Genomic DNA, 18,680 nt, shown 5'->3' on the forward strand with positions numbered 1-18,680 from the left:
GAGTGGAGACACCGATGAAGCCGTCCGCAAAGTTCCGCCTGTTTGCTCTTGCCGTCGCGAGCACCCTGGTGGGCGGGTTGCTGGTCGGTGCGCCTCAGCAGTCGGCTCAGGCCGCGAGCTCCGTGACGATCAAGAAGATCCCGACAGTGCGTGCCGGCTACACGGGCAAGGCGAAGGTGAAGCCGAGTTACAAGTCCGGGAAGGGCGTTGCTGTGTCGAGCGCACGCCTGACGGTGAAGAAGGGGCGAACGGTCGTCAAGAAGAACGCGACCAGTGCCAGCCTCAAGCCCGGCAAGTACAGCGTCACGACCACCCTGAAGTACCGGAACTCGACGTTGACCAACAAGAACCTGACGCTCGCGCGGGGTCGTTACCTCGCCGGCTACTACGAGGGTTACCCGACAGGCGGTTTCTACACCCCGGGCGACTGCAAGGTCGTTTCCGTGGACCCCGAGAGTGCCAATCCTCGTACGGCGAAGTTGTCGTGCGCGGTCCGCTGGGCGGTCGACGATCGGAACATCGACCGGTTCTTCGGCAACGCCGAGACAACCGCCTACGTGGAGACGATTGATTTCGGCGAGGGCGAGGTCTACTACCAGTTCATAGTTGAAGGCATGGATCTCTTCTTCAATGAGTCCCCTGACACGAACAAGGCCGAGGACTTCGTCGGCTACACGGGCTACCTCCAGGCTGGGATGACGGTCGAGAAGTCGATCAGCAACTCGGTGCCTGTGCTCACCTACGGCAAGACGCAGACCGCAAAGCGCTCGCAGAAGCTCACTGTTCTCAAGGGACGCACCTGCGCCACGTACTCGGACTTCAAGAAGGTCGCGGTCGACTTCGATCAGCCGTCTGTGTACGGCACTCACAAGTCCGACGTGGCGCGCATCCTGCACGGAGCCGGCGTGCGCAACAGCTACACCGACGACGGCGAGGGCCAGATCATCGAGAGCCGGTACTACCGAACCTGCGACAAGTCGGCATCGCTCTACGTAATCTTCGAGAACAACTGGTCCTACGCGAAGCGGTACAGCAAGTAGTCCGTGCGGGGTTCGGGGTCACAACGACTCTGACTGCGCCGTAGGCTTGACCCGCCATGTCTGAGCCTCGTACCTACCAAGTCCGCACCTACGGGTGCCAGATGAACGTCCACGACTCCGAGCGCCTCTCCGGCCTGCTCGAGGACGCCGGTTACGTCGCCGCGCCCGAGGACACCCAGGCTGACGTGGTGGTGTTCAACACCTGTGCGGTGCGCGAGAACGCCGACAACAAGCTCTACGGAAACCTCGGCCACCTCGCGCCGATCAAGGCCAAGAACCCGGGGATGCAGATCGCGGTCGGCGGCTGCCTGGCGCAGAAGGACCGCTCGACGATCACCTCGAAGGCCCCGTGGGTCGACGTGGTCTTCGGCACGCACAACATCGGCTCGCTGCCGGTGCTGCTCGAACGTGCCCGGATCGCGGAAGAGGCCCAGGTCGAGATCCTGGAGTCCCTCGACGTGTTTCCCTCTACCCTGCCCACCAAGCGCGAGTCGGCGTACGCCGCGTGGGTCTCGGTCAGCGTCGGCTGCAACAACACCTGCACCTTCTGCATCGTCCCGGCACTGCGCGGCAAGGAGAAGGACCGGCGTCCCGGCGAGATCCTCGCCGAGATCGAGGCACTGGTCGCCGAGGGCGTCAGCGAGGTCACCCTGCTCGGCCAGAACGTGAACACGTACGGCGTCGAGTTCGGCGACCGCCTGGCCTTCGGCAAGCTGCTGCGCGCCTGCGGCCAGATCGAGGGCCTCGAGCGCGTCCGGTTCACCTCGCCGCACCCGTCCTCCTTCACCGACGACGTGATCGACGCGATGGCCGAGACCCCCAACGTCATGCACCAGCTGCACATGCCGTTGCAGTCCGGCTCGGACAAGGTGCTGCGTGACATGCGTCGGTCCTACCGAGCCGAGCGCTTCCTCGGGATCATCGACCGTGTCCGCACCGCGATGCCGGACGCCGCGATCAGCACCGACATCATCGTCGGGTTCCCCGGCGAGACCGAGGAGGACTTCCAGGGCACCTTGGACGTCGTCGCCAAGGCCCGCTTCGCGAACGCCTTCACCTTCCAGTACTCCAAGCGGCCCGGTACGCCGGCCGCGGACCTGCCCGACCAGGTCGACCCGAAGGTCGTCACCGAGCGCTACAACCGGCTCGTCGCGCTCGTCCAGCAGATCTCCCTGGAGGAGAACCAGCAGCAGGTCGGCAAGGTCGTCGAGCTGATGGTGTCCGAGGGCGAGGGTCGCAAGGACGCCGAGACGCTGCGGCTCTCTGGCAGGGCTCCTGACAACCGGCTGGTGCACTTCACGCCGACCGCCGAGGACGGCTCGCCGCTGAGCATCCGCCCTGGCGACATGGTCGAGATCAAGGTCACCTACGGGTCGCCGACGTACCTGATCGCGGACGGTCCGGTCCTCTCCGTACGACGCACCCGTGCCGGCGACGTCTGGGAGAACAAGGCGGCGCCGCAACCGACCGGGGTCTCGCTGGGTCTGCCGGGGATCGGCGTACCGGCGCCGCTGCCGGACGCTCCCGCCTGTCGCTGACGCGCAGCAGTTTCTCGGCTCGTCCGTAAGGGCGGCCCGGCTCCGGGGTCCTTGGGGGCATGAACCCGCTGCGTGCACTTCTCGTCCTGACGTTCCTGATCGTCCTCGCCGGGTGCGGGGAGTCGAAGGTCGCGCCGACCGCCGACCGCTGGGACCCGAGCCTGGAGATCCCCGACCAGACCGACGACGTCATGGTGAGCAGCGACGAGGTGGAGCCGGCCGACAACGTCGACCTGGTCAAGGTCGACGCCCGGGGCGTGGGTGAGGAGCTCCACCTGGTGCTGACGTACGCCGAGCCGATCGATCTCGGTTCCGACGCGCGCTGGGGCGTCCGGGATGCAGATCGGTCGCAGTGCGGGGGTGGTGCTCGACGGCAACTTCACCCACGAGTCCGGCGACGGCGCGGGCGCCTACCCGTTCGACATCGTGGGGGAGGTCCCGGGCTGCAAGGCCCGGATCAACCTGCCGCGCGACGAGGGCAGGCAGATCACCATCAGGTTCGGGTCCGGGTGCCTGCCGAAGGCCGAGCCGGGAGCACGCCCCTGGGTCCGGTTCTCGTTCCTGGAGACCTTCGCCTCGGTGCACGTGGACGACGACATCGTGTACACGACCGACCGGCTGTTCTCCCCGCGGACCACCGACGACACCGCGCGGCTCTACCTCGGCAGCCGCATCGCACCCTCGTCGTGAACGCCGACGCGTAATGGATCAGCCCGGAGGCGGTCCTAGGGGAGACTCATCCGCTCGTGAGGGGGCCCGCCGTGATCCTTGTCGACCTGTACCTGCCTGATGACCTGCCCATCGACGTCGACGCCGAGCTCGGCCAGTCGTTGGCGGCCTTCGTCGAGGGCCTGCCTGACTCCCGCGACAGCGACGGGTGCATGGTCTACGTCCACCGACTGCCGGTGTACGGCGTCGTCACGGCGACCCGGGAGGGCGTACGAGCCGTTCGGGTCCACGTCGCCGTGAGCCAGCCTTTGCCTTCCGGCCTGCCGCTCTGGCTGCGTGAGCTCGTCGGGCGCTACCTGCACGACCGCAACCTCGAGCACGAGACCGAGGTCGTCGTGCAGGTCGCTCCGTTGGAGATGCCTGCTCCGGTCTGACCCGGGTCGTTCCGAGGTTCAGCCCGGCGGTTCCGCGCTCGGGTCGTCGAGGTTCGCCTCGGAGTCCGGGCCCTCGGGCTCCTGGAGCTCGTCGGGGATCTGCTCCTGGTCGACGTGCTCCGACGCGGGCAGGTCCCGGGTGAGGGGAGTCTCCTCGGTCGACGGGGTGGGATCCTCGATCGCGTCGGTCCCGCCGGCGGCGTTGCCGGGGTCGGGGTTCTCGTCGATCGTCGGGGTGGTCGGCGGTCCGGGTACGGCAGCACTCATGCAGGTATCCGTACCCGGACCGACGGCGTTCAACACTCAGGCGATGTCGTCGTTCTTGCCGTCGAGCCCGTCGAGGGCGTCCTTCGCCTTGTCGGCGCCGGCGTCGATCTTGTCGCCGAACTTCCCGCCGGTCTTGTCGTTGATCAGGTCGGCGGCCTTGTCGAGCCCGTCACCGATCTTGTCGCCCTGACTGTCGACCGCGTCGGCCAGCTTGTTCTTGGCGTCATCGAGGAACCCCATGCTTGATCTCCCATTCCCTCTCGTCCGCACCGGTCGGTGCGGACTGCTCGCTGAGTATTGGCAGACTAGAGGCATGTCAAACGCGCCGATCGTTGCTGTGGTCGGCGCGACCGCGTCGGGCAAGAGCGACCTCGCGCTCGACCTCGCAGAGCGCCTCGGTGGCGAGATCATCAACACCGACGCGATGCAGGTCTACCGCGGCATGGACATCGGAACGGCGAAGCTGCCGGTCGCCGAACGCCGCGGGATCACCCACCACCTGCTCGACCTGCTCGAGGTCACCGAACCGGCGACGGTCGCGAAGTTCCAGGACGTCGCGCGGGGGCTGATCGCGGACTGCCGCGGGCGGGGCGTCGTACCGGTTCTGGTCGGCGGTTCGGCGCTGTACACCCGCGCGATCCTCGACAAGTTCGACTTCCAGCCGACCGATCCCGAGGTCCGCGAGCGTCTCGAGGCAGAGCTCGCCGAGGTCGGGGCCGGGGTGCTGCTCGCCCGGTTGACCGAGCTCGACCCGGCCACCGCAGAGATCATGGGGGCCAACCCACGCCGGATCGTCCGCGCACTTGAGGTCATCGAGCTGACCGGGGCGCCGTACGCCTCGACGCTGCCGGAGCCGACGTACGCCGACCCCGACACGGTCCAGATCGGCGTCGACATCGACCGGGCTGTCTCGGACGCACGGATCGCCGAGCGGGTGCACGCCATGTGGACGGCGGGATTCGTCGACGAGGTGCGCGACCTCGAGGCCCGTGGCCTGCGTGACGGGGTCACCGCGTCACGTGCCATCGGGTACGCCCAGATCCTGCAGTTCCTCGCCGGGGAGATCAGCGAGGACGAGGCCCGCGAGCAGACCATCAACCGCACCCGCCGCTTCGTACGCCGCCAGGACGGCTGGTTCCGCAAGGACCCCCGGATCGTCTGGGTCGACCACGACGACCCGAACCGGGTCGAGAAGGCGATGAACGCCCTTCGGGCATGATCGACCTATGGACTTCCGATACCTCGGCAACAGCGGCCTGAAGATCTCCGAGATCACCTACGGCAACTGGATCACCCACGGTTCCCAGGTCGAGAACGACGTCGCAGGGGAGTGCGTCCGCGCGGCGCTCGACGCCGGGATCACGACCTTCGACACCGCCGACGTTTATGCGAACACCGCGGCGGAGACCGTTCTCGGTGACGCCCTGGCCGGCGAGCGTCGCGAGTCCCTGGGAATCTTCACCAAGGTCTACTGGCCCACCGGTCCTGGTGGCCCGAACGACAGCGGTCTGTCCCGCAAGCACATCCTCGAGTCGATCAACGGTTCGCTGCGCCGGCTGAAGACCGACTACGTGGACCTCTACCAGGCCCACCGGTACGACACCGAGACGCCGCTGGAGGAGACCATGCAGGCGTTCGCCGACGTGGTTCGCCAGGGCAAGGCGCTCTACATCGGGGTCAGCGAGTGGACCGCCGACCAGATCCGCGCCGGTGCCGCCCTGGCCAAGGAGCTGAACGTCCAGCTCATCTCCAGCCAGCCGCAGTACTCGATGCTCTGGCGGGTGATCGAGTCCGAGGTGGTCCCGACCTGCGAGGAGCTCGGCCTGTCCCAGATCGTGTGGTCCCCGATCGCCCAGGGCGTGCTGACCGGCAAGTACCTCCCCGGGCAGCCGCCGCCGGCCGGCTCGCGGGCGACCGACGAGAACGGTGGCTCGTTCTTCATCCAGCGGTTGATGACCGACGACATCCTGAACGCCGTCCAGCGGCTCAAGCCGATCGCGGAGGGCGTCGACCTGACGCTGGCGCAGCTGGCGGTCGCGTGGGTGCTGCAGAACCCCAACGTCGCCTCGGCACTGGTCGGGGCGTCGCGTCCGGAGCAGGTCGCGGAGAACGTGAAGGCAGCCGGGGTGAAGCTCAGCGTTGAGACGATGGCCGCGATCGACGACGCGCTCGGTGACGTCGTCGTCGGCGACCCGTCGATGACCGCGAAGAGCGCGCCAGCGGGGCGACCGACCTAGACCTCAGACGTAGGCGCAGTCGCAGGCGGTGCAGATCCAGACGTCCTGCAGCGCGGGAGCCAGGTCCTCCACCGGGAGGAACACCGTCTCGGTGCCGCAGTCGTCACAGTGCCGGGTCTCGCCCCGGAGCATCAGCAAGGTGTCCATGGCTCGAGGGTGGAACAGACCCCCGACACATGTCCTCTGGAACTGTCCGAGGTCGCTGGCACGCTGAGCGCATGGTCACCCAGTACTTCACCGCATCCAGCCTGGACGGCTTCATCGCAGCGGAGCCGGAGGACGGGCTCGCCTGGTTGCTCAGCCGGGACGTCGACGCCGACGGTCCGCAGGGATACAACGCCTTCATCGCCGACGTCGGCGCGCTCGCCATGGGGGCGACGACGTACCAGTGGCTGCTCACCCACGCTCCGGACGAGTGGTACTACGAGATGCCGACCTGGGTGTTCACGCACCGCACCTTCCCGGCGGTGCCGGAAGGCCGGGACATCCGGTTCACTGCCGACCCGGTGCCGGAGGTCCACGCGCAGATGGCGGGGGCGGCCGGGGAGAAGAACGTCTGGATCGTCGGCGGCGGTGAGCTGGCCGGGCAGTTCCACGACCACGGCCTGCTCGACGAGCTCTGGATCCAGTACGCGCCGCTGACGCTCGGGGCCGGAGCGCCCCTGCTTCCTCGCCGGGCCGAGTTCGAGCAGATCGCGCTGGACGAGAACAGGGAGTTCGCCTGTCGCCGGTTGAGGGTCAAGAAGTAGGGAGTCGTAGGCTTCCCGAATGCGCCTGAACCGTCGGCTCACCGCCGTTGTCCTGCTCGTGTGCCTGAGCGGCCTCGTGCTCACCGGGTGCGGCGGCGACGACAAGAAGGCCGAGAAGCCGGCTGCAGGGGAGACCACCGCCGCCCCCGGCGGCGCCGAACCGTCGGACAAGCCGACCCCGAAGTCGGACAAGAAGCCGTCTGCGGCAGCAAAGCCGACGCGTCCGCCCGCAGACACCTACACCCCGCTCGACGACGCCCGCTGCGCTCAGGTCAGCACCATCGCTGCGCGCGCGCTCGGCGCGCCCGTTCTCGAGTACCGCCCCGAGGGCGGCGCCTGCGAGAACCCGGACGACGCCTTCGAGGGCGACGACGTCGACGGCAGGGCCGTGCACGTCACCGTCAACACCCTGCCCGACCGGTTTCCGACGGGGGAGGCGTACGTCGCCGAACTCCGGGCCGAGGCCGACGCCGGGATGACCGAGCTGCGACTCGATGGCTGGTCCTACGCGACTCGGGTCGGGGCGGCGTACACGCTGGCTCGTGTGGTGGGGAAGAAGGTGCTGGTCTGCAGCGGCCAGGGTTACGGCAGCCAGACGAAGTTCGTCGGGTTCTGCGACGACGTGCGGGACGTGCTGCTCGCAGGCTGACTCAGACCGGCACCGGTCACCCCTACGCTCGACCCGTGCGGATCGGGACCTGGAACCTGGAAGGCAAGTGGTCGGACGATCACGCCCGTCTGCTCGGCGAGCTCGCCTGCGACGTGTGGTTGCTGACTGAGAACGTGCCATTGGCTCGCCCCGACGGGTACGACCTGCACCTCACCGTGGACCGGATGGGCGAAAAGAAGTACTGGGCGGGCATCGCATCGCGCTGGCCGATCGATCCACTGCCTGATCCGGACGTCGCATCGGCCCTCGGCCAGATCAGCGGGGTCCGCTTCTGCTCATCCGTGCTGCCGTGGAAACAGGCTGGTCAGTACTCGCCGTGGGGCGGTGGGTCCCACGGGAGGGAGATGGCCGAGGTCCTTGGGCGACTCCGTCCGGTTCTCGCAGAACCTCCGGTCGTTTGGGGCGGTGACTGGAACCAGCCGCTCTCCGGCAACATCCAGGGGTTCACCCGCGATGCCCAGCGAGTCCTGCTAGGCGCCGTCGATGCAGCCGGGCTGGTGGTGCCCACCCAGCTGCTCCCGGGGCGACCGGCCGGACAGCAATCGATCGACCACATCGCCGTACCTGCGAGCTGGGAGGTCGTAGATGCTGGACATGTGGCGGTGACGCCGAGTTTGTCTGATCACGATGCGTACTGGATCGAGGTTGTCGCCCCGGGCTCGACCGCTCCCTCCCACACCTAGACTGGTCCGGTGGACATCTCCTTCGTCAAGGGTCACGGCACCGAGAACGACTTCGTGCTGATCCCCGATGCCAACGGCAAGCTCGACCTCACCGCCGAGCAGGTCGTGCGGCTGTGCGACCGCCGCGCGGGCATCGGCGGCGACGGGGTGATCCGCGTCGTACGGACCGATGCGACCGACGACCCGGCCGCGGTCGAGTCGCGCGGGACCGCCCGCTGGTTCATGGACTACCGCAACAGCGACGGCTCGGTCTCCGAGATGTGTGGCAACGGCATCCGGGTGCTCGGCCTCTACCTGGTCACGCACGCCGACGCCGACCCTCGCGAGCCGCTGAAGATCGCGACCCGCGCCGGGATCAAGGTGCTGACCTTCGGTCGTGCCGATGACGGGGAGCTGCGAATCACCGTGGACATGGGCAACCCGCAGGTCTTCGAGGAGACGAAGGTCAGCGTCGGCGACCGTTCCTGGCCCGCGACCAAGATCAGCATGGGCAACCCGCACGCAGTCGCGTTCGTCGAGTCGCTCGAGGACGCGGGCAACCTGTACGCCGAGCCCGAGTTCGACCGCTCGGTCTTCCCCGACGGTGTGAACGTCGAGTTCGTCGTCCGGGCGGGGGACAAGCACCTGTCGATGCGGGTCCACGAGCGCGGCTCGGGGGAGACCCGGTCGTGCGGCACGGGCGCCTGCGCGGTCATGGTCGCCGCAGCGATCGCCGACGAGGCCGAGCGAGGGACGTCGTACCGGGTGGACCTGCCGGGCGGCACCCTCGACATCGTCTGGACCGACGACGACCGGATCCTGATGACCGGTCCGGCCGTGCTCGTCGCCGAGGGCTTCACCAGCCTGTAGTCCCGGTCGTCGAGCTTGTCGAGACGTGGTGAGGTCGGCGCGGAGGTCACCGCATCTCGGCAAGCTCGATGACCGGGCTGGCGATGACCGGGCTGGCTATGACCGGAGCTACAGCACCAAGCAGGTTGTCGTCCCGTGCGCGATCAGCTTCCCGTCGGCGCTGAACAGCTTGCCCTCGGCGGTCGCCTGCTTGCGGCCGCGGTACAGCACCGTCCCAGTAGCGCGCACCGGTCCCATGCCCGGCTGCATCGCGCGGAGGTAGTGCAGGTTGAGCTGCTGTGTCGTGTACGCCTCGCCCGGCGCCAGCGTCGTGTGCACCGCGCAGCCCATGCACGAGTCGAGGATGGTGGCTGCGATACCGCCGTGGACCGTGCCGATCGGGTTCATCATCCGCTCGTCGGGGCTCAGCTCGAAGGTCGCGATGCCCTCGCCGACCTCCACGACGCTCATCCCGAGCAGGACGGCGATGCCCGGCGGGGGCAGCTCGCCGTTCACGATCAGCTGCATGGTCTCCAGGCCGGTCAGGCTGGCGAGGTCCACGGTGGCGGTCATGCGGGGTCTCCGATCGAGGCGGGGGTCAGGTCGGGCGTGATCTCGGGGGTGAAGGCGCGCTCCTTGCGCGGCAGGGCGAGCGCGGCCAGTGTGGTGAGCGCGCCGGAGATCACCAACATCCACCAGACGCGGTGGAAGTGGTCCAGCACGTTCAGCGGGGTGACGGTGCCGAGCAACGCGACGGTGAGTGCGACCCCGAAGGTGGCACCGAGCTGTCGGACGGCCTGGTTCACCGCCGACCCGGCCCCGAACTGGTCGGCGGGCAGACCTTGGACGGCCGCGCTGGTCAGGTGCGGGATCACCATCGCAACGCCGAGCCCACCGAGCAGGGCGCCGGGCAGCAGGTGGCCGGCCCAGTTCGGCTCGGTCGTCATCACCGCGAGCATCCAGACGGCGCTCGACGCGTAGACGAGACCGCCGGGCACGAGCAGCGAGCGCTGACCGATCCGACCTGCCAGCCGTCCGAAGATCGGTGCGAGCACCATCACGACGGCCGGCCCGGGCATCATCACGACGCCGGTCTTCACGATGCTGTAGCCCCAGACCTGGGTCAGGAAGAGCACCTGGGCGAAGAACATCGCGGTGAAGCCGATGGTGAACGCCGCCGTGGCGATGTTGGCCCATCGGAAGCTCGGCGACCCGAACAGCGTGAGGTCAAGAGCAGGGTGCGGGTGGTCGAGGGTCCGTACGACGAATGCCGTCAGCACCAGCAGGCCACCGACGAGCACGCCGATCGTGCGTGCCGATCCCCAGTGCCACTGGTCGCTCTGCACGATGCCGAGTGCCAGCAGGCTCAGGGCGCCGGCGAGCAGCAGGATGCCGATCGGGTCGGGGAAGCGCGCGGTGTGCGACTCCCGCGACTCCGGCATCGCGCGTCGGGCGAGCACGAAGGCGATGGCACCGACGGGCAGGTTGATCAGGAAGACCGAGCGCCAGCCCCAGCCGTCGACCAGCAGGCCACCCAGCGTCGGTCCGACGGCGGCGGCGAGCGCCGCGATCGCACCCCAGATCGCGACGGCGGCGGGCACCTTCTCCTTCGGGAACACCGTGAGCACGATCGCCAACGAGGCGGGAATCAAGGCCGCGGCGCCGAGCGCCTGGATCACCCGGAAGCCGACGAGCAGGAACGGCGAGGTCGCGGCCGCGCACAGGGCCGAGGCCAGCGTGAACGCGACCAGGCCGACGAGGAACGTTCGTCGGCGCCCGAACCGGTCCGCGAGCCGCCCCGCGGGGACCAGGGCCGCGGCCAGCGCGATCGTGTACGCCGACAGGGTCCAGGACATGGTCGCGAACGAGACCTCCGGGAAGCTCGCGGCGATGTCGTCGAAGGCGATGAAGAGGACCTGGGTGTCCAGGAAGACCATGAAGGCGGCCAGGCTGGCGATGCCGAGCACCGACCAGGGCTTCACGTCCTCCGGTCGTCGAGCTTGGGGAGACGTCATGGCGAGGACGCTAGACCCATGCAGTTTAGAAAAGCAACTGATTGATTTAGAAAAGCAAGCAACGTAAGGTACGTCACGTGAGCAGCAAGACCTACGACCAGTACTGCACGATCGCCCGGGCCATGGACCTGATCGGCGACCGCTGGACGCTGCTCGTGCTCCGAGAGCTCTCCTTCGGCGAGCAGCGCTTCACCGACCTGAAGGCGGGTCTGCCCGGCATCGCGACGAACCTGCTCAGCGAGCGGCTGCGCAAGCTCGAGGAGGCCGGGCTCATCGAGCAGCACGAGCTGCCCTCGCCGGCTGCCCGCTCGGTCTACCGACTCACCCGCGAGGGTGTCCGGATCCGTCCCGTGCTGCGCGCGGTCGCCCAGTTCGGGATGCCCTACCTCGAACCGCCCGCCGAGGGTCAGGTCCGTCCGCGGATGGCCGTCTTCGGCGGCATCGGGGCGATGTTCGACCCGGTGGGAGCGGTCGGCGCCGACCTGCGGCTGCGGTTCGTGCTGGACGGCGAGGAGCACTGGCTGGAGGTCCGTGACGGCAAGCTCGTCCGCGCCGATGTCACCGCCGAGCCCGACCTCACCGTCACCGGGGGTGCGGCCGCTCTCTTCGAGCTCACCCGCGGCGTCGAGCTGGACGCGCTCGCGCCGCGACTGGTGGTCGAGGGCAGCGACGCGGCGCGGCGTACGTTCGCGCGGTGCTTCCCGGTCCCGGTTTACGTTCGTTAACCGGACACCCTGCCGGAGCGCCACCTGGGGGCTCTAGGATCGCCGCCATGGACATCAATGGAGCCAGTGCAATTGTCACCGGTGGCGCGTCCGGAATCGGAGCCGCCGCCGCCCGTCAGCTCGCCGCCAAGGGCGCGATCGTGGTCATCGCCGACCTGAACGCCGAGGCCGGTGAAGCCCTCGCCCAGGAGATCGGCGGCGCGTTCGTCAACGTCGATGTGACCAACACCGAGCAGATCCAGACCGCGGTCAACACCGCCGTCGAGCTCGCCCCGCTGCGTGCCGTGGTCAACTCGGCCGGCATCGGCTGGGCGCAGCGCACGATCGGTCGCGACGGGAACCCGGACTCGGCCCACAACCTGGATGCGTTCAAGAAGGTCATCGCGATCAACCTGATCGGCACCTTCGACGTGGTCCGCCTCGCGGCGACCGCGATGAGCCTGAACGAGCCGAACGAGAGTGGCGAGCGTGGCGCGATCGTGAACCTGGCGTCTGTCGCCGCGTTCGACGGCCAGATCGGCCAGGCGTCGTACTCGGCCTCCAAGGGTGGCGTCGTCGGCATGACCCTCCCGGTCGCCCGCGACCTGTCCTCGGCCGGCATCCGGCTCAACACGGTCGCTCCGGGCCTGATCGACACCCCGATCTACGGCGAGGGCGAGGCCTCCGAGGCGTTCAAGGCGAACCTCGGCCAGAACGTGCTCTTCCCCAAGCGGCTCGGCACCGGCGACGAGCTCGCCAGCATGGTCATCGAGTGCATCACCAACTCGTACATGAACGCGGAGGTCATCCGCGTCGACGGCGGCATCCGGATGCCTCCCAAGTAGTTCCATCTTAAGTTCAGCGGATTACTCGACTATGCTGGCGGGATGAACGCGACTCGGACATCTCGCAGGACAGTCGTCAAGGCAGCGGCCCTGGGCGCGGCGGTGGTCACCACCGGTGCACCCGGGGCCGCTCCGGGTTTCGCGGAACCCGCGACCGCGCCGGCCGGCCCGATCCTCAAGCCCCTGCCGGAGAAGTACTTCTACTCCTACGGCACCAACGCCGAGACCCGGTGGGACGCCGTGTCGTGGGCGCGCTACGGCACCGAGCAGAGTCGGCTCTTCGTGCGCAACCACACCTCGACGCCGGTGATCGACCCGAAGACCTACAGCCTCGCGATCCACGGGTCGGGACTGCGCGACCCGCGGGGCGCCGACCAGCCGGTGCGTCTCACCCTGGCGCAGCTCAAGCGGATCGGACGGACCTACCGCACGGCCGTGCACGAGTGCACCGGCAACGGCCGCAGCTACTTCGCCTCCCAGCAGGGTCAGACGGTGTCCGGGACGGCCTGGAAGCTCGGAGCCGTCGGCGCCGTGACCTGGGAAGGCGTGCGGCTCGCCGACGTGCTGCGGCACGTCGGCATCTCGCCGGACGCGGTGGACGTGCTGCCGACCGGTCTCGATGCGCCGTACGTCGACAAGGGTGTCGACTACGGTCCCGTACGCCGCCCGCTCCCGATCGCCAAGGCACTCGACGACGCCCTGCTGGTCTGGGGCGCGAACGGTGAGCCTCTGCTCCCGGACCACGGGTTCCCGCTGCGCCTGGTGGTCCCCGGGTGGATCGGCATCGCCAGCATCAAGTGGCTGGGATCGCTGGAGGTCTCCGACACCGCGCTCACCTCCCCGTGGAACACGAAGTGGTACCGGATGACCGGTGGTGACTACCCCACGGACTCGCCCCCGCTGACCGTGCTGCCGGTGAAGTCGGCCTGGGAGCTGCCCGAGGTGGCCACCCTTCCCCGCGGGGGAGGCAAGCTGCTGCACGGGCGAGCCTGGAGCGGCGCAGGCCGCATCGCCCGGGTCGAGGTGAGCACCGACGGCGGCACGCGCTGGAAGCGGGCCACCCTGCTCGAGCACGGACAGGCGTGGAGCAGGTTCTGGTTCAGGTGGCCGGGCGCCTCTCCCGGGGAGCACACGCTGATGGCGCGGGCGACCGACGTGGCCGGTCGAACCCAACCCCTGGTCACGCCGTTGAACAGCAACGGCTACTTCTTCGACGCCGTCGTGCGCCACCGGGTCCTGGTGAAGTGACGTGTGAAGTGACGTGCAAGAACGCCCGGCCGCACCCGAGATGGCGGCCGGGCGTTCTTCGGAGGACGGGGTCAGTTCGCCGACTGCTCCGGCGGCGGATCGGCCGGTACGTCGTCCGCGGCGGCGACACCGGTCTCCTCGACCCCGTGCGTCTGCGGTTCTGAGGAGCCGCGGACCTTGCCGACCCGTTCGCTGCTGACGCCCATCCCTCCGGCCAGACCGGCCGACCCACCCCCGTTGGGGTCGGAACCGGTCAGCTCGTCGGGGTCATCGGTGCCGGTCACGACGAGCCCTCGGACGGCTGGTCCAGCGAGGTCTCGGCGTTCTCCTCCTGGGCCTCCTCCTCCGACGGAGTCGGCTCGGCTGCGGGGTGGTTCGCGTTCGTCGTCATGCGGACGCCGTACCCGCAGGACCCGGGAACACACCCCCCTGGAACGACCGAACGCCCGGCCTGCGCTGCGTAAGGCAGGTACCGGGCGTTCGAGGTCCGTACCCGGCCGATACCCGACCAACCGGGTAGCCAAACGTCCACGCCGGCAAACCGTTCGCGGTTGTCGGTGGTCGCTGCCTACCCTGGAGGTCTATGACGAACGCACCTGAACCCTTCGACCTCGACGCCGAGCTCGCGGAGACCAACGACTGGGCTCTCGACGACGAGCCCACCGGTTACGCGGACGAGGACCCCGAAGAGGTCACCGTCGGCTCGATGGAGCTCGCCGAGCGGCACGCGCTGCGGCGGGTCGTCGGCCTGTCCACCGAGCTCCAGGACATCACCGAGGTCGAGTACCGACAGCTGCTCCTCGAGCGCGTCGTGCTCGTCGGCGTGTGGACCGAGGGCACGGTCGAGGACGCCGAGAACTCGATGGCCGAGCTGGCGCTGCTCGCCGAGACCGCGGGCTCGCAGGTGCTCGAGAACGTCTACCAGCGACGTGACAAGCCCGACCCGGCCACCTTCATCGGTCGCGGCAAGGTCGACGGCGTCCGCGAGATCGTCGAGGCCACTGGCGCTGACACCGTGATCATGGACGGCGAGCTCGCGCCCAGCCAGCTGAGGAACCTCGAGGACAAGCTCAAGGTCAAGGTCGTCGACCGGACCGCGCTGATCCTCGACATCTTCGCCCAGCACGCGAAGTCTCGGGAGGGCAAGGCTCAGGTCGAGCTCGCCCAGCTCAGCTACATGAAGCAGCGCCTGCGTGGTTGGGGTGGCCAGCTGTCCCGCCAGGCCGGTGGCCGGGTGGCGGGAGGTGAGGGCATCGGTGGCCGCGGACCCGGTGAGACCAAGATCGAGACCGACCGGCGTCGCATCAACGACAAGATCGCCAAGCTCCGCCGCGAGCTCGCGCAGATGAAGACCACCCGGGTCACCAAGCGCAGCGAGCGTCACCGCAACGCGATCCCGAGCGTCGCGATCGCCGGGTACACGAACGCCGGCAAGTCCTCGATCCTCAACCGGCTCACCGATGCCGGCGTCCTGGTCGAAAACGCGCTGTTCGCGACGCTGGACCCGACGACCCGGCGCACGACGACCTCGGACGGCCGGGTCTACACGATGACCGACACCGTCGGCTTCGTCCGGCACCTGCCGCACCAGCTCGTGGAGGCCTTCCGGAGCACGCTCGAGGAGGTCGCCGACGCCGACCTCATCGTGCACGTCGTCGACGGCTCGCACCCCGACCCCGAGGGTCAGCTCTCCGCGGTCCGCGGTGTCTTCGCCGATGTCGACGCCTCCGACGTCCGCGAGCTCGTCGTCATCAACAAGGCCGACATCGCCGACCCCCTGACCCTGGCCCGGCTCCAGCTGAACGAACCGCACTCGGTGGTCTGCTCGGCGAAGACCGGTGCCGGCATCGAGGACGTGCTCGCCGCCATCGAGGCGGACCTGCCGCACCCGGACGTCGAGATCACCGTGCTGCTGCCCTACAGCCGCGGCGACCTGGTCAGCCGGATCCACGACAGCGGTGAGGTGCTCTCCATCGAGCACACCGCCGACGGCACGCTGATCCACGCGCGGGTCAGCGAGGCGTTCGCGGGCGAGGTCGAGCTCTACGCGCTGGCGGGTCTGCCCGAAGGGGAGTGACCGGGGGTCGTCGATCGGCCTAGCCCACCGCGGCGAAGTGGGCCTCGCCATGTCCGATCTCGATAGGGTTCGGCGCATGAAGAAGCTGGTCGGAAGAATCCTCGGGCTGATCGTCCTGGCCGCGGTGATCGCCTTCGGCGCGGTCAACATCGACACCAGTACCGACGAGGGCACCGACAGCGCCTCGATCACCGACTACAAGGCCGACTTCACGGTCGCGAAGAACGGCGACCTGACGGCGGTCGAGACGCTGTCGACCAACTTCCCGGCCTCGAAGCACGGCATCTTCCGGTTCTTCGACACCCGCGACCCGAACGTCCCGAAGAACAGGCTGATCCCGACCGACATCTCGGTGACCCGGGACGGCCGGGACGAACCGTTCGAGGTGCTCAAGGAGGGGCGCAACCGGTACCGCAACATCAAGATCGGCAGCGCCGACACGACCATCTACGGCCCGCACACCTACGTCATCCGCTACAAGATCGAGGGCGCCCTGACGAAGGGCTCCGGCGACGACTCCACGCAGTTCTACTGGAACCTGATCCCGTCGGGCTGGAAGATGGCGATCGACAAGTACGAGCTCACCGTCCACCTGCCCGCCGACGCCGGCAGAACCACCTGCGGGGTCGGGCTCGGCAGCGACCTGGACCCGTGCGTGCTCACCAAGCCCGACGCCGACACGATCGTGGTCACCGGAGGCAGTCTCTCCACCAACACCCCGGTCACCCTGAAGACCGGTCTGGACATCCCGACCCCGGAGGGCGACACCCGCCCGTGGGCCAGTGGGCTGGACCCGATCCTGGGGCAGAGCACCGGGATGCTGTTCTTCGTCCTCGCGCTCGCACTCCTCGTCGGCGCCGGCGGTTTCGCGCTGAGCATCTCGGTGGGGGAGAAGACTCCTCCCTACCCGCTCATGTACGCCCCGCCGGAGGGCATCGGGCCCGCGCAGGCGGCGTACATCCTGACGGAGAAGGTCGAGAACAAGGCCTTCGTCGCGACGATGATGTACGCCGCGGAGAAGGGTGCGGTCACCCTCGACCAGAAGGACAAGTCCTGGACGCTGACCGGGACCGACAAGACCGACGTCTGGACCCAGGTCGACCAGGTCACCGCGCAGACCGGATCGTCGCTCGGCGTCGTGAACGCGGGCGGCTCGTTCCACGCCAGCGCCAACTCGGTCTCCTCCGGTGAGGACCTCAAGTCCGCTCTCGCCGCCTTCGAGTCCAACACCGACGGCTGGGCGAAGACCAGCGGCCTCATGGTGACCAGCGGTCTCGGTGGTTTCGGTGGCATCGTGCTGCTGCTCGCCGCGGGCCTCGCGGTCTACCTCGGCGCGTTCAACCCGCTGAACATGTCGATCATCGCGCTGGTGCCCGGCCTGTTCGCCATCGGCGCCCTGGGCGTCGGTGTCTCCGGTGCCGGTACCAAGCGCACCCTGGCCGGCCGTGACCTGTGGTCCCGGGTCGGCGGCTTCCAAAGGATCCTCTCGACCCCCTCGGCCAAGGACCGCTTCGACTTCTCCGGGCGCAAGGAGCTCTACACCTCCTACCTGCCGTGGGCGGTCGCCTTCGACTGCGCCGACGAGTGGGCCAAGAAGTACCGGATCGAGACCGGTGAGGAGCCCCCGACGCCGAGCTACTTCCCGGCGTACGCGGGCGTGCACACGGGCACCTACGTCAGCCAGATGGTCGACTCGTTCGACTCCACCGTGTCCTCGGCGATCTCGTCGTACGAGGCGACGCAGAGTTCCTCCTCCAGCGGCGGGGGCGGCGGCTTCAGCGGCGGTGGCGGCGGTGGCGGTGGTGGTGGCGGCTCCTGGTGAGCGCGCTGCCAGCCCCTCATGCAGTTGAATAGGCCCAGACACTCCAACAGAAGAGGTGACTCATGATCGCCGTGATCGTGATCGTCGTACTGCTCGTCCTGATCGTCGGCTTCGTGATCGTCGGCTTCAACAAGCTGCGCACCACCGACATCGGCGCCCAGGAGGCGCTGGGTGGCATCGACGTCCAGCTGACCCGTCGTGCCGACCTGATCCCCAACCTGGTCGAGACCGTGAAGGGCTACGCGGCCCACGAGTCCGGTGTGTTCGAGGCCGTGACCCAGGCGCGCGCCGGTCTGGCCGCCGCCGCCAAGGGTGACGACGTGCAGGCGAAGGCCGCTGCCGACCAGGCGCTGAGCCAGGCGCTCGTCCGCGTCAACGCGGTCGCCGAGGCGTACCCGGACCTGAAGGCCAACCAGAACTTCCAGGACCTGCAGAACCAGCTGAAGGACACCGAGGACAAGATCTCCTTCGCGCGGACCTACTACAACGACGCCGTCGCGACGCTGAACAAGCTCGTCGTCACGATCCCGTGGATGTTCCTCTCCGGCCTGGCCGGCGTGAAGACCCGCGAGTTCTACGAGGCGCCTGCCGGCGCGGACGTCGCCCCGACGGTGAACTTCGGTACGACGCCGCCCGCCCCGCCGACGCCGCCGGCTGCACCTGCCGCCCCGCCGGTCCCGCCCGCTCCTCCGGCAGCTCCCGCGGCCCCGGCTGCTCCTCCGGCCGCCTCGCCTGCTGCTCCCGCTCCGCCGGCCCCGCCGGTCACCCCGCCGCCGGCCGCCGAGCCGCCGGCTGCCCCGGAGCCTCCGACGGCCCCGCCCGCCTGACACACCGGTCGTCGAGCTTGCCGAGAC

22 protein-coding genes are annotated in these 18,680 nt (G+C 68.7%); 16 read left to right on the forward strand and 6 right to left on the reverse strand.

From position 1 onward, the window contains the following. Positions 1 to 14: 14 nt before the first annotated feature. The 4 genes from ABIE44_RS13520 (at position 15) to ABIE44_RS13535 (ending at position 3,681) form a co-directional block, all read left to right on the forward strand. Entirely contained in the window at positions 15 to 1,040 is a 1,026-nt protein-coding gene (locus tag ABIE44_RS13520; protein WP_209716737.1) for a hypothetical protein, read from the forward strand. Between the two features lie 56 nt (positions 1,041 to 1,096). Further along, positions 1,097 to 2,578 (forward strand): tRNA (N6-isopentenyl adenosine(37)-C2)-methylthiotransferase MiaB, encoded by a 1,482-nt coding sequence (gene miaB / locus ABIE44_RS13525; RefSeq protein ID WP_209716733.1) that lies wholly within the window; start codon positions 1,097 to 1,099, stop codon positions 2,576 to 2,578. Between the two features lie 336 nt (positions 2,579 to 2,914). Continuing rightward, positions 2,915 to 3,268 (forward strand): hypothetical protein, encoded by a 354-nt coding sequence (locus tag ABIE44_RS13530; RefSeq protein WP_354438076.1) that lies wholly within the window; start codon positions 2,915 to 2,917, stop codon positions 3,266 to 3,268. A gap of 71 nt (positions 3,269 to 3,339) precedes the next feature. Continuing rightward, positions 3,340 to 3,681 (forward strand): hypothetical protein, encoded by a 342-nt coding sequence (locus ABIE44_RS13535; protein WP_209716727.1) that lies wholly within the window; start codon positions 3,340 to 3,342, stop codon positions 3,679 to 3,681. An 18-nt stretch (positions 3,682 to 3,699) separates the two neighbouring features. Here the strand turns inward: ABIE44_RS13535 and ABIE44_RS13540 are convergent, their stop codons facing one another. Together ABIE44_RS13540 and ABIE44_RS13545 are read right to left on the reverse strand one after the other, a co-directional pair. Further along, positions 3,700 to 3,948, reverse strand: a complete 249-nt coding sequence (locus tag ABIE44_RS13540) for a hypothetical protein (RefSeq protein ID WP_209716724.1) — start codon at positions 3,946 to 3,948, stop codon at positions 3,700 to 3,702. A gap of 36 nt (positions 3,949 to 3,984) precedes the next feature. Further along, a complete protein-coding gene (locus ABIE44_RS13545) occupies positions 3,985 to 4,188 on the reverse strand; it encodes an antitoxin (RefSeq protein ID WP_209716720.1) in 204 nt (67 codons plus the stop codon). A gap of 73 nt (positions 4,189 to 4,261) precedes the next feature. Here ABIE44_RS13545 and miaA point away from each other — a divergent pair, with 73 nt between their 5' ends. Together miaA and ABIE44_RS13555 are read left to right on the forward strand one after the other, a co-directional pair. Beyond that, positions 4,262 to 5,167: a tRNA (adenosine(37)-N6)-dimethylallyltransferase MiaA gene (gene miaA, locus ABIE44_RS13550; protein WP_209716717.1), complete on the forward strand. Its 906-nt coding sequence runs from the start codon at positions 4,262 to 4,264 to the stop codon at positions 5,165 to 5,167. A gap of 7 nt (positions 5,168 to 5,174) precedes the next feature. Further along, positions 5,175 to 6,185, forward strand: coding sequence for an aldo/keto reductase family protein (locus ABIE44_RS13555; protein WP_209716714.1), 1,011 nt, complete (start codon positions 5,175 to 5,177; stop codon positions 6,183 to 6,185). A 3-nt stretch (positions 6,186 to 6,188) separates the two neighbouring features. Here ABIE44_RS13555 and ABIE44_RS13560 read toward each other — a convergent pair whose 3' ends face one another. Beyond that, the gene (locus ABIE44_RS13560; RefSeq protein ID WP_209716711.1) at positions 6,189 to 6,332 is read right to left on the reverse strand and encodes a hypothetical protein; all 144 of its coding nucleotides are present in this window, start codon (positions 6,330 to 6,332) and stop codon (positions 6,189 to 6,191) included. A 71-nt stretch (positions 6,333 to 6,403) separates the two neighbouring features. Between ABIE44_RS13560 and ABIE44_RS13565 the strand changes: the two genes are divergently transcribed. The 4 genes from ABIE44_RS13565 to dapF are packed head-to-tail and all read left to right on the forward strand — an operon-like array spanning position 6,404 to position 9,136. Then, a complete protein-coding gene (locus ABIE44_RS13565) occupies positions 6,404 to 6,934 on the forward strand; it encodes a dihydrofolate reductase family protein (RefSeq protein WP_209716708.1) in 531 nt (176 codons plus the stop codon). Positions 6,935 to 6,953: 19 nt separating this feature from the next. Then, positions 6,954 to 7,583: a hypothetical protein gene (locus ABIE44_RS13570; protein WP_209716705.1), complete on the forward strand. Its 630-nt coding sequence runs from the start codon at positions 6,954 to 6,956 to the stop codon at positions 7,581 to 7,583. Positions 7,584 to 7,618: 35 nt separating this feature from the next. Further along, the gene (locus tag ABIE44_RS13575; RefSeq protein WP_209716702.1) at positions 7,619 to 8,287 is read left to right on the forward strand and encodes an endonuclease/exonuclease/phosphatase family protein; all 669 of its coding nucleotides are present in this window, start codon (positions 7,619 to 7,621) and stop codon (positions 8,285 to 8,287) included. A gap of 9 nt (positions 8,288 to 8,296) precedes the next feature. Continuing rightward, entirely contained in the window at positions 8,297 to 9,136 is an 840-nt protein-coding gene (dapF, locus tag ABIE44_RS13580) for a diaminopimelate epimerase (RefSeq protein ID WP_209716699.1), read from the forward strand. A gap of 108 nt (positions 9,137 to 9,244) precedes the next feature. Here the strand turns inward: dapF and ABIE44_RS13585 are convergent, their stop codons facing one another. Together ABIE44_RS13585 and ABIE44_RS13590 are read right to left on the reverse strand one after the other, a co-directional pair. After that, positions 9,245 to 9,688 (reverse strand): PaaI family thioesterase, encoded by a 444-nt coding sequence (locus ABIE44_RS13585; protein ID WP_209716696.1) that lies wholly within the window; start codon positions 9,686 to 9,688, stop codon positions 9,245 to 9,247. Then, positions 9,685 to 11,130: an MFS transporter gene (locus ABIE44_RS13590; protein WP_209716694.1), complete on the reverse strand. Its 1,446-nt coding sequence runs from the start codon at positions 11,128 to 11,130 to the stop codon at positions 9,685 to 9,687. The genes ABIE44_RS13585 and ABIE44_RS13590 overlap by 4 nt, the downstream gene beginning before the upstream one ends. 77 nt (positions 11,131 to 11,207) lie before the next feature. Here ABIE44_RS13590 and ABIE44_RS13595 point away from each other — a divergent pair, with 77 nt between their 5' ends. Genes ABIE44_RS13595 through ABIE44_RS13605 form a run of 3 tightly spaced genes read left to right on the forward strand, consistent with a single transcriptional unit; the run spans position 11,208 to position 13,927 of the window. Further along, complete coding sequence (locus tag ABIE44_RS13595) at positions 11,208 to 11,855, forward strand: winged helix-turn-helix transcriptional regulator (protein WP_209716690.1); 648 nt, start codon at positions 11,208 to 11,210, stop codon at positions 11,853 to 11,855. A 47-nt stretch (positions 11,856 to 11,902) separates the two neighbouring features. Further along, positions 11,903 to 12,679 carry an SDR family NAD(P)-dependent oxidoreductase gene (locus ABIE44_RS13600; RefSeq protein ID WP_209716687.1) on the forward strand — a complete coding sequence of 259 codons (777 nt, stop codon included), beginning with the start codon at positions 11,903 to 11,905 and terminating at the stop codon, positions 12,677 to 12,679. A 42-nt stretch (positions 12,680 to 12,721) separates the two neighbouring features. Further along, positions 12,722 to 13,927, forward strand: coding sequence for a sulfite oxidase (locus tag ABIE44_RS13605; protein WP_209716684.1), 1,206 nt, complete (start codon positions 12,722 to 12,724; stop codon positions 13,925 to 13,927). A 71-nt stretch (positions 13,928 to 13,998) separates the two neighbouring features. Here ABIE44_RS13605 and ABIE44_RS13610 read toward each other — a convergent pair whose 3' ends face one another. Then, positions 13,999 to 14,211, reverse strand: a complete 213-nt coding sequence (locus tag ABIE44_RS13610) for a hypothetical protein (RefSeq protein ID WP_209716681.1) — start codon at positions 14,209 to 14,211, stop codon at positions 13,999 to 14,001. Positions 14,212 to 14,510: 299 nt separating this feature from the next. On the opposite strand from ABIE44_RS13610, the gene hflX reads away from it, so the two are divergent. From hflX to ABIE44_RS13625, 3 genes are all read left to right on the forward strand, one after another. Then, the gene (gene hflX, locus ABIE44_RS13615; RefSeq protein WP_209716678.1) at positions 14,511 to 16,004 is read left to right on the forward strand and encodes a GTPase HflX; all 1,494 of its coding nucleotides are present in this window, start codon (positions 14,511 to 14,513) and stop codon (positions 16,002 to 16,004) included. A 76-nt stretch (positions 16,005 to 16,080) separates the two neighbouring features. Continuing rightward, the gene (locus ABIE44_RS13620) at positions 16,081 to 17,826 is read left to right on the forward strand and encodes a DUF2207 domain-containing protein (protein ID WP_209716675.1); all 1,746 of its coding nucleotides are present in this window, start codon (positions 16,081 to 16,083) and stop codon (positions 17,824 to 17,826) included. A 62-nt stretch (positions 17,827 to 17,888) separates the two neighbouring features. Next, a complete protein-coding gene (locus tag ABIE44_RS13625; RefSeq protein ID WP_209716672.1) occupies positions 17,889 to 18,653 on the forward strand; it encodes a LemA family protein in 765 nt (254 codons plus the stop codon). Positions 18,654 to 18,680: the final 27 nt, after the last annotated feature.

The organism is Marmoricola sp. OAE513 (assembly GCF_040546585.1).
In the GTDB taxonomy this organism is placed as follows: domain Bacteria; phylum Actinomycetota; class Actinomycetes; order Propionibacteriales; family Nocardioidaceae; genus Marmoricola.

Excerpts from the sequence above, each read along its gene's own strand:
- ABIE44_RS13545 (WP_209716720.1), bottom strand. The coding sequence starts at position 4,188 with ATGGGGTTCCTCGATGACGCCAAGAACAAGCTGGCCGACGCGGTCGAC.
- miaB (WP_209716733.1), top strand. The coding sequence starts at position 1,097 with ATGTCTGAGCCTCGTACCTACCAAGTCCGCACCTACGGGTGCCAGATG.
- ABIE44_RS13625 (WP_209716672.1), top strand. The coding sequence starts at position 17,889 with ATGATCGCCGTGATCGTGATCGTCGTACTGCTCGTCCTGATCGTCGGC.
- ABIE44_RS13520 (WP_209716737.1), top strand. The coding sequence starts at position 15 with ATGAAGCCGTCCGCAAAGTTCCGCCTGTTTGCTCTTGCCGTCGCGAGC.
- ABIE44_RS13555 (WP_209716714.1), top strand. The coding sequence starts at position 5,175 with ATGGACTTCCGATACCTCGGCAACAGCGGCCTGAAGATCTCCGAGATC.
- ABIE44_RS13560 (WP_209716711.1), bottom strand. The coding sequence starts at position 6,332 with ATGGACACCTTGCTGATGCTCCGGGGCGAGACCCGGCACTGTGACGAC.
- ABIE44_RS13600 (WP_209716687.1), top strand. The coding sequence starts at position 11,903 with ATGGACATCAATGGAGCCAGTGCAATTGTCACCGGTGGCGCGTCCGGA.
- ABIE44_RS13605 (WP_209716684.1), top strand. The coding sequence starts at position 12,722 with ATGAACGCGACTCGGACATCTCGCAGGACAGTCGTCAAGGCAGCGGCC.
- ABIE44_RS13585 (WP_209716696.1), bottom strand. The coding sequence starts at position 9,688 with ATGACCGCCACCGTGGACCTCGCCAGCCTGACCGGCCTGGAGACCATG.
- ABIE44_RS13590 (WP_209716694.1), bottom strand. The coding sequence starts at position 11,130 with ATGACGTCTCCCCAAGCTCGACGACCGGAGGACGTGAAGCCCTGGTCG.
- miaA (WP_209716717.1), top strand. The coding sequence starts at position 4,262 with ATGTCAAACGCGCCGATCGTTGCTGTGGTCGGCGCGACCGCGTCGGGC.
- ABIE44_RS13530 (WP_354438076.1), top strand. The coding sequence starts at position 2,915 with ATGCAGATCGGTCGCAGTGCGGGGGTGGTGCTCGACGGCAACTTCACC.
- ABIE44_RS13540 (WP_209716724.1), bottom strand. The coding sequence starts at position 3,948 with ATGAGTGCTGCCGTACCCGGACCGCCGACCACCCCGACGATCGACGAG.
- ABIE44_RS13620 (WP_209716675.1), top strand. The coding sequence starts at position 16,081 with ATGAAGAAGCTGGTCGGAAGAATCCTCGGGCTGATCGTCCTGGCCGCG.
- hflX (WP_209716678.1), top strand. The coding sequence starts at position 14,511 with ATGACGAACGCACCTGAACCCTTCGACCTCGACGCCGAGCTCGCGGAG.
- ABIE44_RS13570 (WP_209716705.1), top strand. The coding sequence starts at position 6,954 with ATGCGCCTGAACCGTCGGCTCACCGCCGTTGTCCTGCTCGTGTGCCTG.
- ABIE44_RS13565 (WP_209716708.1), top strand. The coding sequence starts at position 6,404 with ATGGTCACCCAGTACTTCACCGCATCCAGCCTGGACGGCTTCATCGCA.